This is a genomic window from Streptomyces xylophagus, assembly GCF_000716435.1.
Classification (GTDB): domain Bacteria; phylum Actinomycetota; class Actinomycetes; order Streptomycetales; family Streptomycetaceae; genus Streptomyces; species Streptomyces xylophagus.
Genome location: NZ_JNWO01000007.1, coordinates 590,897 through 605,094, shown reverse-complemented (window position 1 = coordinate 605,094; position 14,198 = coordinate 590,897). Strand labels below are relative to the sequence as shown.

The 14,198-nt window shown below is 69.8% G+C and carries 12 protein-coding genes; 8 read left to right on the top strand and 4 right to left on the bottom strand.

Annotation, left to right across the window (positions count from 1 at the left end; all coding sequences use genetic code 11):
* The first annotated feature begins 7 nt into the window (after nucleotides 1-7).
* From OO70_RS17655 to OO70_RS17645, 3 genes are all read left to right on the top strand, one after another.
* Nucleotides 8-1,402: an FAD-binding oxidoreductase gene (locus tag OO70_RS17655; RefSeq protein WP_051741331.1), complete on the top strand. Its 1,395-nt coding sequence runs from the start codon at nucleotides 8-10 to the stop codon at nucleotides 1,400-1,402.
* A gap of 39 nt (nucleotides 1,403-1,441) precedes the next feature.
* On the top strand, nucleotides 1,442-1,702 hold the full coding sequence (locus OO70_RS17650; RefSeq protein ID WP_267881218.1) for an anti-sigma factor family protein: 261 nt from the start codon (nucleotides 1,442-1,444) through the stop codon (nucleotides 1,700-1,702).
* A gap of 171 nt (nucleotides 1,703-1,873) precedes the next feature.
* Nucleotides 1,874-2,410 (top strand): sigma-70 family RNA polymerase sigma factor, encoded by a 537-nt coding sequence (locus tag OO70_RS17645; protein WP_043671337.1) that lies wholly within the window; start codon nucleotides 1,874-1,876, stop codon nucleotides 2,408-2,410.
* Between the two features lie 445 nt (nucleotides 2,411-2,855).
* Here OO70_RS17645 and OO70_RS17640 read toward each other — a convergent pair whose 3' ends face one another.
* Both OO70_RS17640 and OO70_RS17635 read right to left on the bottom strand, forming a co-directional pair.
* Nucleotides 2,856-3,893, bottom strand: coding sequence for a zinc-binding alcohol dehydrogenase family protein (locus OO70_RS17640; protein WP_043671336.1), 1,038 nt, complete (start codon nucleotides 3,891-3,893; stop codon nucleotides 2,856-2,858).
* Between the two features lie 171 nt (nucleotides 3,894-4,064).
* Nucleotides 4,065-4,427: a winged helix-turn-helix transcriptional regulator gene (locus OO70_RS17635; protein ID WP_051741329.1), complete on the bottom strand. Its 363-nt coding sequence runs from the start codon at nucleotides 4,425-4,427 to the stop codon at nucleotides 4,065-4,067.
* A gap of 204 nt (nucleotides 4,428-4,631) precedes the next feature.
* Here OO70_RS17635 and OO70_RS17630 point away from each other — a divergent pair, with 204 nt between their 5' ends.
* Nucleotides 4,632-7,778, top strand: coding sequence for a BTAD domain-containing putative transcriptional regulator (locus OO70_RS17630; protein ID WP_234336860.1), 3,147 nt, complete (start codon nucleotides 4,632-4,634; stop codon nucleotides 7,776-7,778).
* 45 nt (nucleotides 7,779-7,823) lie between these two features.
* Here OO70_RS17630 and OO70_RS51270 read toward each other — a convergent pair whose 3' ends face one another.
* Complete coding sequence (locus OO70_RS51270; RefSeq protein ID WP_234336859.1) at nucleotides 7,824-8,606, bottom strand: phosphopantetheine-binding protein; 783 nt, start codon at nucleotides 8,604-8,606, stop codon at nucleotides 7,824-7,826.
* Nucleotides 8,593-9,153 carry an AMP-binding protein gene (locus OO70_RS51265; RefSeq protein ID WP_051741325.1) on the bottom strand — a complete coding sequence of 187 codons (561 nt, stop codon included), beginning with the start codon at nucleotides 9,151-9,153 and terminating at the stop codon, nucleotides 8,593-8,595. Before OO70_RS51265 ends, OO70_RS51270 begins: the two co-directional genes overlap by 14 nt.
* Before the next feature lie 221 nt (nucleotides 9,154-9,374).
* Here OO70_RS51265 and OO70_RS17620 point away from each other — a divergent pair, with 221 nt between their 5' ends.
* From OO70_RS17620 to OO70_RS17605, 4 genes are all read left to right on the top strand, one after another.
* Nucleotides 9,375-10,307 carry a catalase family peroxidase gene (locus OO70_RS17620; protein WP_043671333.1) on the top strand — a complete coding sequence of 311 codons (933 nt, stop codon included), beginning with the start codon at nucleotides 9,375-9,377 and terminating at the stop codon, nucleotides 10,305-10,307.
* A 145-nt stretch (nucleotides 10,308-10,452) separates the two neighbouring features.
* Nucleotides 10,453-11,367, top strand: coding sequence for an SGNH/GDSL hydrolase family protein (locus OO70_RS17615; RefSeq protein WP_407702780.1), 915 nt, complete (start codon nucleotides 10,453-10,455; stop codon nucleotides 11,365-11,367).
* A gap of 255 nt (nucleotides 11,368-11,622) precedes the next feature.
* Nucleotides 11,623-13,290: a choline dehydrogenase gene (gene betA / locus OO70_RS17610; protein ID WP_043671331.1), complete on the top strand. Its 1,668-nt coding sequence runs from the start codon at nucleotides 11,623-11,625 to the stop codon at nucleotides 13,288-13,290.
* Between the two features lie 6 nt (nucleotides 13,291-13,296).
* Nucleotides 13,297-14,133: a methylenetetrahydrofolate reductase gene (locus tag OO70_RS17605; RefSeq protein WP_043672671.1), complete on the top strand. Its 837-nt coding sequence runs from the start codon at nucleotides 13,297-13,299 to the stop codon at nucleotides 14,131-14,133.
* Nucleotides 14,134-14,198 lie beyond the last annotated feature (65 nt).

Here is a 14,198-nt window from a genome sequence, read left to right as displayed (position 1 = left end):
CAGCACCATGACCGAAAACCAGGGGCCGACCGCTCTGGGAGAAGACACCGTCACCGAACTGGCCGACCGGATCCAGGGATTCGTGTTCGTCCCCGGCGACGCGGGCTACGCGGCGGCGACCGCGGGGTTCAACCTGCGTTCCCAGCAGCGGCCCTGCCTGGTCGTCGCGGCCGCAGGCGCCGCTGATGTGCGGGCCGCGGTCGCTTTCGCCGCCGCGCGTGACCTGCCCGTCGGGGTCATGGCCACCGGGCACCAGCCCTTCCCCGCCGAGGACGGCTTCCTGCTCGTCACGACGGGTGCGATGCGCACGGTCGAGATCGACACCGAGCGCGGTGTGGCCCGCGTGGGGGCCGGCGCGCGCTGGTCGGACGTCGTGGAACCGGCGCAGGCGGAAGGCCTGGCACCGCTGAACGGGTCCAGCCCCCTCGTGGGAGCCGTGGGCTTCACCCTCGGCGGCGGACTCAGCCCGTTCCTGGGCCGGTCCTTCGGCTGGGGCGCCGACCACGTCGTGGCGATCGAGGTCGTCACACCGGACGGCGTGCTGCGGCGCGTCTCGGCGACCGCGGAACCCGAGCTGTTCTGGGGCCTGCGCGGCGGACGCAGCAACTTCGGTGTCGTGACCGAGCTGGAGATCGGGCTCTTCCCCGTGACCTCTTTCTACGGCGGCGGTATCTACTTCCCCGCCGAGGACGTCGAGGCCGTGCTCCGCGCCTTCCCCGAGGTCGTCCGCGCCGCGCCCGACGCCTTCACCTGCTCCGTGGCCCTGCTCAACTTCCCGCCGGTCCCGGAGATCCCCGAACCGCTGCGCGGCCGGTTCCTGGCCCACGTACGGGTGACCCACCTCGGCTCCGACGAGGAGGCCGAGAAGCTCATGGCGCCCTTCCGGGCCATCGGCGAGGGGATCCTCGACACCGTCGCCCGCCACCCCTACGGCGCGTTCCCCGTCGTGCACACGGACCCGGTCGACCCCTTCCCGTACGAGGAACAGGGCGCCCTCCTGGCCGAGTTGCCGGCCCAGGCCGTCGAGTCCCTCGTGGAGAGCGCCCAGGTGGCCGCCGGCGGTCTCGTCACGGTCCTGGAGATCAGGCATCTCGGCGGAGCGCTGGCCGGTCGGCCGATCGCGGCGGGTCCCGTCGCCGCCCGGGACGCCGTGTTCAACGTGTGGGGAGCGACCGTCGGGCCGCCGGAGGTCGTCGACGCCGGAATGTCCATGCTCGGCGGAATGATCGAGCGCCTGAGCCCCTGGGCCACGGGACTCTCGTACACGAATTTCGCCGGTCGTGACGACCGGGCGGAGAACGTGTTCACCGCCGAGGACCTGGAGCGGCTGCGCGCCCTGAAGAAACGCTACGACCCGCGGAATCTCTTTCGGGTCAACAACCACAACATCGCTCCGGAATAGGACTCGGCCGGCACCGACTTGATCCCAGGAGACCGCACGGTGAAATGCGAACAGGGGAAAACCGAACTGGCTGCTTATGTCATGGCAGCCCTCGATCCCGCGGAAGCGGTACGCGTCGACAGTCATGTACGGGAGTGCCGGGCCTGTGCGGGCGACGTGGACGAGATCCACACCACTCTCGCAGCCGTCCGGAGACTGCCTGCCGAGGCGATGCTGGGCGACTGGTCCGGCAAGCTCCCCAAACTGCGGGAGGCGGCGGTCCGCGCGGCCTTTGCGGAGTTACCGGGAGACAGCTCCTGAGCGTCCCCGGCCTCCGCCCGTAAGCCCTTTCCTGCGTCTGTCCTGACAGGCGCAGGCCAGGCAAGCGGAGATTAAGCGGCCGGCAAGAGGTCCCCCTGAAGGTTGCCCCGTTCAGCTTTCAACGAGTTGGTGCGCCGTGCACAGCCGGCGGCGCAATGGGGGAACGTGGCAATGAGGTACAGCACAGGAGACCGGGACAGGACGCACGACGAGGCGTTCATCCGCGCCGTCTACGACAAGCATGGTGTGTTCCTGCTGAGAGTGGCCACCGGCCTGCTCTGGGGCGACAGCCATCAGGCCCAGGACCTGGTCCAGGAGGCCGTTCTGCGCGCCTGGCAGAACGCCGAGATCCTCGATCCAGGGGCGGAGGGCATCCGGCCGTGGCTCGTCACCGTGGTCCGCAATCTCGTCATCGACGGCTACCGCGCCCGGCAGGCCCGCCCGCCGGAGACGGTCGACACCGCGTTGAACGACATGCCCGGTCCGGAACGCATGGACGCGGCCCTTAGCAAGAAGATCGTGCGCGAGGCGATGGCGGACCTGACGTTGCAGCACCGCGAGATCCTCGTCCACGTCGAGTTCCTGGACCGGTCCGTGGCCGAGACGGCGAAGACCCTGGGCATACCGCCGGGCACGGTCAAGTCCCGCACACACCTTGCCCTCAGGGCCCTGCGGACCGCGCTGACCGAGCGGGGCCACACCTTGTGAGGGGTGCCTCCCACGAGGACCCGGAAAACCGAGAGGGAGCACCGGCGACCCCGGTGCTCCCTGTCTCGGTAATTCGGTAAAAGGCTGATGGACATACGCCGTTACCGGGCTCTGCGACTCCCGGCGGTCTCGCGTTGAGTCGCCCGTCGGCGCGCCGCGTCAATCACGCTCCTCTCTTCCGTCGAGAGGAGGTCCATCAGCTTCTCGTTGTTGACCCAGTCGTTCAGAAGGGCATGAGAACCTCCGAGACTCAGCGAGTACGCCCACATACTTCGTCCTCGCCGCGTCCCGTTCCATTCGGTTGCCCAGCTGAGCAGATGGCCAATTCTCTGCTCCTGCGTGAACCTCATGACTCGCATGCCCGTCACCTTTCCATGGTTACGAGAAGGCCTGTTCCTCTTCCGCTCTGTAAACGGGTCGGGGAAGAAAGAGGTTCACAGAAGGATCAGAATCCGGTGAGCGTCACCTTGCCGATGGTGGAGCCGGACTCCAGGATGCGGTGCGCCTCCCGCAGATGGGCGGCGTTGATCGTCCCGAGGTCCCGGGTGGCCGTGGTGCGCAGGGTACCCGCGTCGACGAGCCGGGCGATCTCGCCGAGGATGTGGTGCTGCGCCACCTGGTCCGGGGTCCGGTACAGGGAGCGGGTGAACATCAGCTCCCAGTGGAAGGAGATGCTCTTCGCCTTCAGCAGGCCGATCTCCACGGCACCGAAGTCGTCGATGGCGAGCAGCCCGCCGAACGGCTTGAGGATCTCGGCGTACGCGGCGAGGTTCCGGTCCGTACCGGCGGTGCCGAAGATGTGGTCCACCCCGCCGGGCGCCACCTCGGCGACCTGTGCCTGCAGCGGGCGATGGTGGTCGACCACGTGTGTCACGCCCATCCGGCGGGCGAACTCGACGCTCTCCGGGCGCGAGGCGGTGCCGATCACGGTCAGGCCGGTGAGGGCGCGGGCCAGCTGGGCCACCATGGCTCCGACACCGCCCGCCGCCGCGGTCACCAGCAGCGTGCCGGTCTCCTCCGAGGCACCCTGGCGCAGGCCCAGGCGCTCGAACAGGCCCTCCCAGGCGGTCAGCGAGGTCAGGGGCAGCGCCGCCGCCTCAGAGAAGGAGAGCGTGCTGGGCTTCCGGCCGACGATGCGCTCGTCCACGGCGTGGAAGCGCGCGTTCGTGCCCGGCCGGTCGATCGCGCCGGCGTAGAACACCTCGTCGCCGACCTCGAACAACTCGACCTGCTCACCGACCGCGACGACCGTGCCGGCGGCGTCCCAGCCGAGGACCTTGGGCTCGCCGCCCGGGTCGTTGCTCTGCCGGACCTTGTAGTCCACGGGGTTGACCGCGACGGCCTCGACCTGGACGAGCAGATCGTGCGGACCCGGCTGCGGCACGGGCAGTTCGACGTCCACGAGGCTCTCGTCGTCATCGATCGGCAGGCTCTTGCGATAGGCGACGGCGGGCATCGTCGACGTCTTCCAGGTCTCGCTCATCAGGGATCTCCCTCGATTCGTACGGTGGGCCGACGAGGAACGGCGGCCACGGCCCGCAAGGTACCCATCGGGAGGTAGTAACCTTCAAGGGAGCCTAGTTCCCAAAGGGAAGTATTGGGGTGGGGAACCTGCGAAGAACCCCGAACGTCGTGGAGTCGGAACATCGTGGAGTCAGGCGGACTCGGGGAACCGGTCTATGTTCTGCTCCACCCAGGTCCGCAGATGGGAGAGCGGCGCACAGGCGTCCTTGCCGAGCGGGGTCAGGCTGTACTCGACGCGGGGCGGCACTTCCGGGTAGATCCGCCGGTTGATCAGGCCGTAGTCCTCCAGGCGGCGCAACGTCTGGGTGAGGACCTTGGGGCTCACGCCCTGCAGTCGGTCGCGCAGTGCTCCGAAGCGCCGTGGACCGTCCTCGAGCGCCCCCAGTACGAGAGCGCTCCACTTGTTGGCGAGCAGGTCCAGCATGTCGCGGCAGGGGCAGGCCGCGGAGTAGACGCTCTTGGGGTCGTCGCAGAGGCCCGATGTCTTCGTCATCCGGCGATAGTACCCAACGGGTACCAGCATCCCTTGCGGGTAACCGCCGGCCACCTCGTAGGGTCACGGATGTGCTGGGAACCCTGTCGACCGGTTGTCGATCGGGGGTTCGTCGCGCGTCGATCGTCGGCGCTCACCGTAGAGCTGTAGGACGACACAGCTGTAGGACAAAGCAACCGGCCCCCCACGGACACAGGCTGAGACATGAACGATGAGGCCATGCACTTCCGACTGCTCGGCCGCCTGGAGCTGGCCGACGGGAGCGGTGCCGTCGCTCTGCCCGGTGCCGTCTCCCGGGCGATCGTGGGCCGACTGCTGCTGGCCGGGGGAGCGGTCGTGCACCGGGACACCCTCATCGACGAACTGTGGGAGGAACGCGAGGCGAAGGACCCGGTCAACGCGCTTCAGGTCCAGGTGACGAAGCTGCGCGGGGCGCTTGCGACACGGGGGCAGAGCGGGCGGCTGCGGTCGGAGCACGGGGGTTACCGGTTTGTGCTGGGCCCGGAGGACGAGCTCGACACGGTCCGTTTCGAGGCGGCGGTCCGCGAAGGGCGCGCGCACCTGGCGGCGGGGGCGTACGGGCAGGCCGAGGACGCGCTCCGGCAGGGGCTGGCACTGTGGCGGGGCCGCGCGCTGGACGATCTGAAGAGCCGGTTCTTCGACGCCGAGCGGCTGCGACTCGAGGAACTGCGCCTGAGCGCACGGGAGGACGCGGCTGCCGCCGGTCTCGAGCTCGGCCGCGCCGAGGAACTCGTCCCCGAGCTGACGGCACTCGTGTCCGGCGCACCGCTGCGCGAGCGGTCCCGGGCGCGTCTGATGCTCGCCCTCCACCGCTGCGGGCGGCATGCCGAGGCCCTGGACGTGTACGAAGCCGGCCGCACGCTGCTGCGGTCCGAGCTGGGCGTCGACCCGTCCCCCGAACTGCGTTCCCTGCACGAGGAGATGCTCGCCCACGACCCGGCGACCACGGACTCCGCACGGTTGACCTCGGCACACGCCGATTCCCGGCCGACCCCCTGCGAAGGCGCCCCGGACCACCCCCTCGGCCCGTTCGTCGGCCGGGGCGAGGACCTCGACGGGCTGTGCGCGGTCGTGGACCGGGAGCGGCTGGTGACCGTCGTAGGACTGGGCGGTGTGGGCAAGACCCGCCTCGCTCTCGAAGCGTGCATGCTGCTGAAGTCGTCGTACGACGATCTCTGGTGGGTCGATCTGACCTCGGCCGACGGCGCGGGCGTCCTCGCGGTGATCGCCGGAGCACTGGGTCTTTCGGACGCCGCCGTCCGGCCGGACCAGCCGCCGCACGACTATGTGCACCGGCTCACCTCGTTCCTGACCGGACGTCGGGCGGTCCTCGTGCTCGACAACTGCGAGCACCTGCTCGACACGGTAGCCCCGCTCGTCGCGGCCCTCCTCGGCCGGTGCCCCGCGCTGACCGTCCTGGCGACCAGCAGGGCACCGCTGGCCGTCGCGGGCGAAACGCTGTACCCATTGGCGCCGATGCCCGACGGCGAAGCCGCGGACCTGTTCAGCGCCCGGGCCGCGATGATCGACCCGTCCTTCGCCGCAGGACCGACGACGGCGCACGACATCCGTTCACTGTGCCGCAGGCTGGACGGACTGCCGCTCGCGGTGGAACTCGCCGCCGCACACGTGCGGTTGCTGCCGGTACGCGAGATCGAACGGCGCCTCGACGACCGCTTCGCCCTGCTGGCCAAGGGGAAGCGCAGCGCCCCCGCCCGGCACCGCACCCTGCGCGCCGTCCTCGACTGGAGCTACACCCTCCTGGACGCCACCGAGCAGCGGGTGCTGACGGAACTCGCCCTGTACGTCAGCGGCTGTTCCCTCGACGCGGCCGAGACGGCGATCCTCCCGCCCGGGGCGGACCCCCACGAGATCCTCCAGGTACTGGCCCAACTGGTCGACAAATCCCTCCTGTTCACGGTCCGGACGCCCGACGGCAGCCGACTGAAGATGCTGGAGACGGTCCGCGAGTACGCACTGGACCGGCTCCGGGACGAAGGACGGGCGGCCGAGGCGGAGGAACGCTTCATGGCCTGGGCCCTGCGTCTCGCGCACGACAGCACCGACGGCATCACGCCCGGAGACCAGGGCGAGTGGATCAGACGCCACACCGCCGAATCCGCCAACATCAGGGCGGCCTCGGACCTCCTGATGTCCAGGGCGAGAACAGCGCAGGCCCTCGCGCTGGAAGCACGACGCGGCTACTACTGGACCATCAGCGGCCGCGAGGAAGAAGGCATCGACCGCCTCCAACGCAGCCTGCAGGCCTACGACACCGCCGAGCAACCCGCCGCAGGCCCCACGGAAGAGGACGAACGGGCCCTCTTCTACGCCCTCACCTGGCTGATCTGGCTCAACCACGTCGTCGGTCGGCACGCGGAGGCCGACCTCCTCATCGACCGCTACCAGGCGGCCTGGCGACAGGCGAAGAACCCCGACCTCGCCGTGCTGGGACCCTGCCACGAGCCGCTCCACGCCATGCTGCGGGGGCGGCACGACGACGTGGAGGAACTCTTCGTGCTGGCCGAGAAAGGCATCGCAGGCACCGAGTTCCACTGGGACCGGGCGGTCCTCCAGACGAACTGGACGACGTACTGCCTCCAGGCCGGCGACATCGACGCCGCCCGCGCTCACGGCCGGGCCGCCGTCTCGGCGGCACGCGCCGCAGGCGACGACTACGCCAAGGCGTTCTCCCTCGTGCTCTGCGGCGACGCGGACGAGAGCGGCGGCCTGCGCGCCCACGCCCGCGAGCACTGGACCGAAGCGACACGCATCCTCCACGCCATCGGCGCCCGTGCCCTCTACGCGTACACCGCGCTCAGGATGGTGTGCCTGGACATCGCGGAGGGAGAGGTCGGGACCGCCGAGCACCGGCTCTCGGAGGTGGCCCGGCTCGCGGACGAACTGAGCGCCGACGACCTCCGGGCCGCGGCAGCCATCCTGCGCGGAGCACTCGCGATCCACGACGGCCGCTTCACGGACGCGTGGACCGTCTTCGCCGGCGTCTGGAACAGCCCCACGGCACCGCTCGACCGCAGAGCGATGTCCGCCATCGGCCTGGTGGTGGTCGCGGCCTTCGGCCCGGCCGACCCTTCACTGCCCAGCGACGCACGGACATGGATGGACCGCGCCGCCCAGGCGCACGACCGGATACGCGAACCGCTGGCCCGCCGCGCGGTCGGCGTCCTGCTGGACAGGCTGAACGAGTACTTCCAGTCCTGCCCGAGCGGCGAGATGCGGGCCGACCGGGTACAGGCATGGCTCTCCAGCAACCCTTCCCTGCTCGCCGGTTTCAGCGGAGTGCTGAACGGCCCGGGCCGGCATCGATGACCTGAGTTACGGGGAGGCCGCAGGCTGCGGCCTCCCCGCCGGGCCTCAGGTATTGCGCGCGGACCTCGGCCGCAGAACGGGCCGCTCCCTCTTGCGCTCACCCAGCACCTTCACCAGCTGAGCGGGAACGGGGTTGTGGAAGAACGCGCTCAGAGCGATCTCCACGTCGAGTGCTGTGCGGATGCGGTTGATGAGCCGGGTCGCGAGCAGTGAGTGGCCGCCGAGTGCGAAGAAGTCGTCGTCGGGGCCGACTTCGGGCAGGCCGAGGATCTCCGCGAAGAGAGCGCAGAGGATCTCCTCCTTCTCGGTGGCAGGCTTACGGCCGCCGCCCGACGCGATGACCGGGGCGGGCAGGGCGCGTCGGGCGAGCTTGCCGTTCGAGGTCACCGGCAGCCGGTCCAGTACGACGAGTGCCGAGGGGATCATGTAGTCCGGGAGCACTGCCGCCATGTGCGCCTTCACCTGTACGGCGACATCGGGGTCGGCCTCGCCGGTGGGGACCAGACAGCCGACCAGCCGCTTGTCACCGGGGATGTCCTCACCCACCAGAAGAGCTGCCTGGGCGACGCTTTGGTGAGCGGTGAGTGCTGCTTCGATCTCGCCGGGTTCGATGCGGAAGCCGCGGATCTTGACCTGGTCGTCCGTGCGGCCGAGGTATTCGAGGACGCCGTCAGTGGTCCAGCGGACCAAGTCGCCGGTGCGGTACATCCGTTGGCCGGGCTCGCCGAAGGGGTCGACGACGAGAACGAGTGCCCGGGTGTTGGCGATCGGGCCCCGATGGGCACCCTCTGCGCCTGGTCGTCCAGCGCCGGAATCATGTAGGCGCAAGCCACTGTTGTTGCCTCGGTCGGCCCGCAGGCATTGACCACTTGCAGCCCGGGCACCACCCGCTGCGCTGCCCGCACATGGCGCGCCGACACGCCTCGCCGCCGACCAGAATGCGCTCCAGCCCCGTCAGCACCCCCGGGTCCTCGTCGGCCACCGCGTTGAACAGCGACGTGGTCAGCAACAGGCTCCGCACCCCGTATCGGCTTGTCAGCCCGCCGAGTTCGGCCACCCCCACCCCGCCGGGCGGGGCCACCACCAGGCGGCCACCGTGGATCAGCGGGCCCCACAGCTCCCAGGTGGTCGCGTCGAACGCCAGGGGAGCGAGCGTGAGTTGTACGGCCTCGGGCCCGAGCACGTCGTACTCCTGCCCGCACACCAACCGCACCACCGACCGGTGCTCCACCATCACGCCCTTCGGGCGCCCCGTCGACCCCAAGGTGAACATCACGTACGCCACGTCCGCCGGAGCCACGTCGACCGCCAGCGCGTCGGCGGAACCGCCCGCGAGGTCGAGCCCGTCGATCAGCACCAACTCGGCCTGATGCACCCGAAGTCGGTCGGCTGTTGAGTGAACCGGGTCGGGGAGCGGCTCGTAGACGGCATACGGCGAGTCCTGCGAAACGGCTCGTCCGAGGGCGGTCCCCCCGCCCCCGCACGCCTTGTGCCCGTCCGCTCGTCAGCCACGCGCCGACATCGCTGACGAGTATCCGCAGCACGCGGGTCACCCTGGCCAAGGCTCCGTACGTGTTGCGTCTTCGGAGGAATGACATGCCGAGCAGTCCCGCAGATCAGACCCTGGCCGCCCAGGTGGTCAACAGCATGGAGCGGATGAGCGGGAGGTTCCCGGGATACCGCCGCTCCAGTGCTCGGGGGGCCGGTTTCCGGGCCACCTTCACTCCCACCGGGGACGCGGCGGCCCTGACCACGGCCGCACATCTGCAGACGCGGCCGGTTCCGGCGACAGTACGGTTCTCGAACTCCGAGGGAAATCCGCACACCCCCGACACCGCCCCCGTCACCCGCGGCATGGCCACCCGATTCCATCTGCACGACGGCAGCGACACCGACCTCATCGCCCTCACCGTTCCGCGCTTCGTGGCCTCGACGCCCCGGGAGTTCCTCGAACTGACCGAGGCCCTGCGCCCCGACCCCGTGTCCCACCAGCCCGACCCGGCCCAGGTGGTCGCGTTCGTCCAGGCCCACCCCCACCTGGCCGAAGCCGTCGCCCAGCAGCCGCCCATACCCGTCAGCTACGCCTCCGCCGCCTACTGGGCCATCCACGCCTTCATCTGGGTGGACGCGGTCGGCGCCAGGCAGGCCGTGCGCTACCGCTGGGAACCGGTGGCCGGACGCGTGGAGTTGAGCGCGGACGAGGCGGCCACCCGCACCGCCCACTACCTGACCGACGAACTGCACGAGCGCCTTGAACAGGCACCGGTGGCGTTCAACCTGCGGATCCAGCTCGCCGAACCCGACGACCCCACCCACGATCCCAGCACCGTCTGGCCCGACCACCGCAAGGAGATCAACGCCGGGCGTCTGGAGATCAACGCACCGGCCGACGACCAGGATCTCTGGAACACGCAGGCCTTCAACCCGACCCGTGTCACCGCCGGTATCCAGCTCTCCGACGACCCCGTGCTCGCCTTCCGCGCCCACGCCTATGCCGAGTCCCACCTTCGGCGCAGCCACAACCAATAGGCCGCGACCCTCAGCGACCTGGGTGCATCCACGAGTGAACCTCCTTGATGCGTACGCCGTTTCACGAATCGACAGCCCAACGCCCCCGCACCGCACGACCGTTGGCGGAGTGACTCGACGAGCGCTCCGGGGGCCCGACGAATGGATGGACTTGAACAAGCAGACCGAGCGATACCCCGGCCGACGTGGCCTGTTGCGAGGCGCCGTGGTGGCGTCCTGCGCGATGGCCCTGTCCACCGCGGGGGCGACAGCCGCGAGCGCCGCGACACCCACCCCGCGCACCGTGAACTACGTTGCGCTGGGCGACTCGTACGCCTCCGGCCCCGGTATCCCCACCCAGGTCGACTCCGCGTGCGCGCGGTCCGACCAGAACTATCCGTCCCTCTTCGCGGCAGCGCGGAACTGGCAGCTGACCGACGTCAGTTGCTCGGGTGCCACCACGACGGCCCTGGCCGGAACCCAGGGTGCGCAGCAGCCGCAGCTGGACGCGCTCGGCGCGGACACGGACGTGGTCACGCTGACCATCGGTGGCAACGACATCGGGTTCTCCAGCAATCTGGCCACCTGCGCCGGACTGGCGGCCAAGGACCCGACGGGCAACCCGTGCCGGACCTTCTTCACCAGTGACGGCACCGACCGGCTGGCGCAGCGGGTCGACGACACCGCTCCCAAGATCGCCGCGGCGCTGGACGCGATCCGGCAGCGGGCCCCTCGGGCCAAGGTCCTGGTGGTCGGTTACCCCGACCTGTTCCCGGACGACGGGGTCGGCTGCACCAGTTCCGCCGTACCGATCGCGGCCGGTGACTTCGCCTATCTGCGGGACACCGAGAAGAAGCTCAACGCGATGCTCGCGAGCCAGGCGTCCGCGAACGGCGCGGGCTACGTCGACACGTACACCCCGTCGACAGGACACGACATGTGCCGCCCCGCCGGAGAGCGCTGGATCGAACCGCTGGTCGCGACGGCCCCTGCGGCACCCGCCCACCCCAACGCCCTCGGCCAGCAGGCCATGGCCACCGCGGTGGAGCAGGCCCGCCACTGCGGCGCGCACCGCCGCTGACCTGAACGGAGACGGAAGGGGGGCGCCGGCTGTCCTGGGGAGAGCCGGCGCCCCGCTCCGGGCGGTCCGGAACGAATCCTCGGTCGGTCGCTGAGCCGGAGAACCCGTCTCCCACCGCCTGGAGCGATCGACGCCGGGCACGTAACACCTCCGAAACCCGGACCTTGCAAGTTGCGTGTCTCGCAACCTAGTGCGTATGGCGATACCCGTATTAGCATGCGTCGCGTATCTACGGCGCGAGCGAGACGAGAGATCATGGCTCCCCTGCAATACGACTTCGTCATCGTCGGCGGTGGATCCGCCGGCAGCGCACTGGCGAACCGGCTCTCCGCGGACCCCGCCCATCAGGTGCTGGTCCTGGAGGCCGGTCGGCCCGACTACCCGTGGGACGTCTTCATCCACATGCCCGCGGCGCTGACCTACCCGATCGGCAGCCGGTTCTACGACTGGAAGTACGAGTCGGAACCCGAGCCGCACATGGGCGACCGGCGCATCTACCACGCGCGCGGCAAGGTGCTGGGCGGTTCCAGCAGCATCAACGGCATGATCTTCCAGCGTGGCAACCCCATGGACTACGAGCGCTGGGCCGCCGACGCGGGCATGGAGAGCTGGGACTACGCGCACTGTCTGCCGTACTTCCGGCGCATGGAGAACTGTCTCGCGGCCGAGCCCGACGACGAGTTCCGCGGCCACGACGGCCCGCTCGTCCTCGAACGCGGCCCCGCTGCCAACCCGTTGTTCGGCGCCTTCCTCAAGTCCGTCCAGGAAGCGGGCTATCCGCGCACCGACGACGTCAACGGCTACCAGCAGGAGGGCTTCGCGCCCTTCGACCGCAACGTCAGCCGGGGCCGTCGGCTCTCCGCCTCCAAGGCGTACCTCAAGCCCGTGCGGAAGCGGCCCAACCTCACCGTCACCACCCGCGCGATGGTCACCCGCGTCCTCTTCGAGGGCAAGAAGGCCGTCGGCGTCGAGTACCGGCACCGCGGCAAGGTCCAGCAGGTGCGCGCCCGCGAGGTCATCCTCTGCGGCGGCGCCATCAACTCCCCGCAGCTGCTTCAGCTTTCGGGAGTCGGCAACGCGGAGGAGCTGAGCGCGCTCGGCATCGACGTCGTCCACGATCTGCCGGGCGTCGGCGAGAACATGCAGGACCACCTGGAGGTGTACATCCAGTACGCCTGCAAGCAACCCGTCTCCATGCAGCCGTACATGGCGAAGTGGCGCGCCCCCTTCATCGGGCTGCAGTGGCTCTTCCGCAAGGGTCCCGCCGCGACCAACCACTTCGAGGCCGGCGGCTTCGCGCGCAGCAACGAGGACGTCGACTACCCCAACCTGATGTTCCACTTCCTGCCGATCGCGGTCCGCTACGACGGCTCCTCGCCGGCCGGCGGCCACGGCTACCAGGTGCACGTCGGGCCCATGTACTCCGACGCCATCGGCTCGGTGAAGATCAAGAGCAAGGACCCGCTGGAGCACCCGGCGCTGCGCTTCAACTACCTGTCCACGGAACAGGATCGGCGCGAGTGGGTCGAGTCGGTCCGGGTCGCCCGCAAGCTCCTCAACCAGCCCGCCATGGCCCCGTACAACGACGGGGAGATCTCGCCCGGCCCGTCCGTGGAGAGCGACGAGGAGATCCTCGCGTGGGTCGCGAAGGAGGGGGAGACCGCTCTCCATCCGTCCTGCACTTGCAAGATGGGCACCGATGAGATGTCCGTTGTCGATCCCGGCAGCATGCGGGTGCACGGTGTGGAAGGGCTGCGGGTCGTCGACGCGTCGGTGATGCCGTACGTCACCAACGGCAACATCTACGCGCCGGTCATGATGATCGCCGAGAAGGCGGCCGACCTCATCCTCGGCAAGGAGCCACTGGCTCCGTCGAAGGCCGTGTACTACCGGCACCGCGACGCCCAGAAGCAGGCCGGGTAGGGCGTGTTGGGCAGCAACGGTCTCAAGGCGCTCCTGTCGAGCGTCCGTTACGAGGTGCTGCCCGCGAAGACGACCGAGGAGAAGGTCCTCGCCCATGTACCGCGCGACGTCGTCGTCACCGTGACGGCGTCGCCGGTCAAGGGCCTGGAGCCGACCCTCGACCTCGTCGAGCGGCTCGCGGCGCACGGTTACCGCGTGGTCCCGCACATGCCGGCACGGCTGCTGCGGGACGACGCGCATCTCAAGGATGTCGTCGACCGGCTCCGGGAGACGGGTGTCGACGACGTCTTCGTGCCCGCCGGAGACGCCGATCCACCCGCCGGGGCCTACGTCGGGGCCCTGCCGGTGCTGCGCAGGCTGAGCGAGCTGGGCAGCCCGTTCGCCCGCGTAGGCATCACCGGCTACCCCGAGAGCCACCCCCTCATCCACGACGACCTCACCATCCAGGCCATGTGGGACAAGCGCACGCACGCGACGTACATCGTGAGCAACCTGTGCTTCGACGCGCGCGTGCTGGGGGAGTGGGTCGGTCGGATCCGGCGGCGTGACGTCACTCTGCCGTTGTACGTCGGCGTCGCGGGGCCTGTGCAGCGGGCGAAGCTGTTGGCCATGGCGACGAAGATCGGGGTGGGGGAGTCGACGCGGTTCCTCACGAAGCACGCGTCCTGGTTTCTACGGTTCGCTGCGCCCGGGGGTTACTCGCCGGACCGGTTGCTTGCCCGTAGTGCGGAGGCGCTCACCGGGCCCTCGGCGGGGGTGGCGGGCCTGCACGTGTTTACGTTTAACCAGGTTGCCGAGACGGAACGGTGGCGCCGGGCTGCGTTGGAGAGGTTGGGGGAGTAGCCGCTGGGGGCTGCGCCCCCAGACCCCCATCGGCCCTGAAGGGGCCTCGTCCTCAAACGCCGGAC

Excerpts from the sequence above, each read along its gene's own strand:
- OO70_RS17640 (WP_043671336.1), bottom strand. The coding sequence starts at position 3,893 with ATGAGCGAGACCTGGAAGACGTCGACGATGCCCGCCGTCGCCTATCGC.
- OO70_RS17630 (WP_234336860.1), top strand. The coding sequence starts at position 4,632 with ATGAACGATGAGGCCATGCACTTCCGACTGCTCGGCCGCCTGGAGCTG.
- betA (WP_043671331.1), top strand. The coding sequence starts at position 11,623 with ATGGCTCCCCTGCAATACGACTTCGTCATCGTCGGCGGTGGATCCGCC.
- OO70_RS17620 (WP_043671333.1), top strand. The coding sequence starts at position 9,375 with ATGCCGAGCAGTCCCGCAGATCAGACCCTGGCCGCCCAGGTGGTCAAC.
- OO70_RS17615 (WP_407702780.1), top strand. The coding sequence starts at position 10,453 with ATGGACTTGAACAAGCAGACCGAGCGATACCCCGGCCGACGTGGCCTG.
- OO70_RS17635 (WP_051741329.1), bottom strand. The coding sequence starts at position 4,427 with ATGACGAAGACATCGGGCCTCTGCGACGACCCCAAGAGCGTCTACTCC.
- OO70_RS17645 (WP_043671337.1), top strand. The coding sequence starts at position 1,874 with ATGAGGTACAGCACAGGAGACCGGGACAGGACGCACGACGAGGCGTTC.
- OO70_RS17655 (WP_051741331.1), top strand. The coding sequence starts at position 8 with ATGACCGAAAACCAGGGGCCGACCGCTCTGGGAGAAGACACCGTCACC.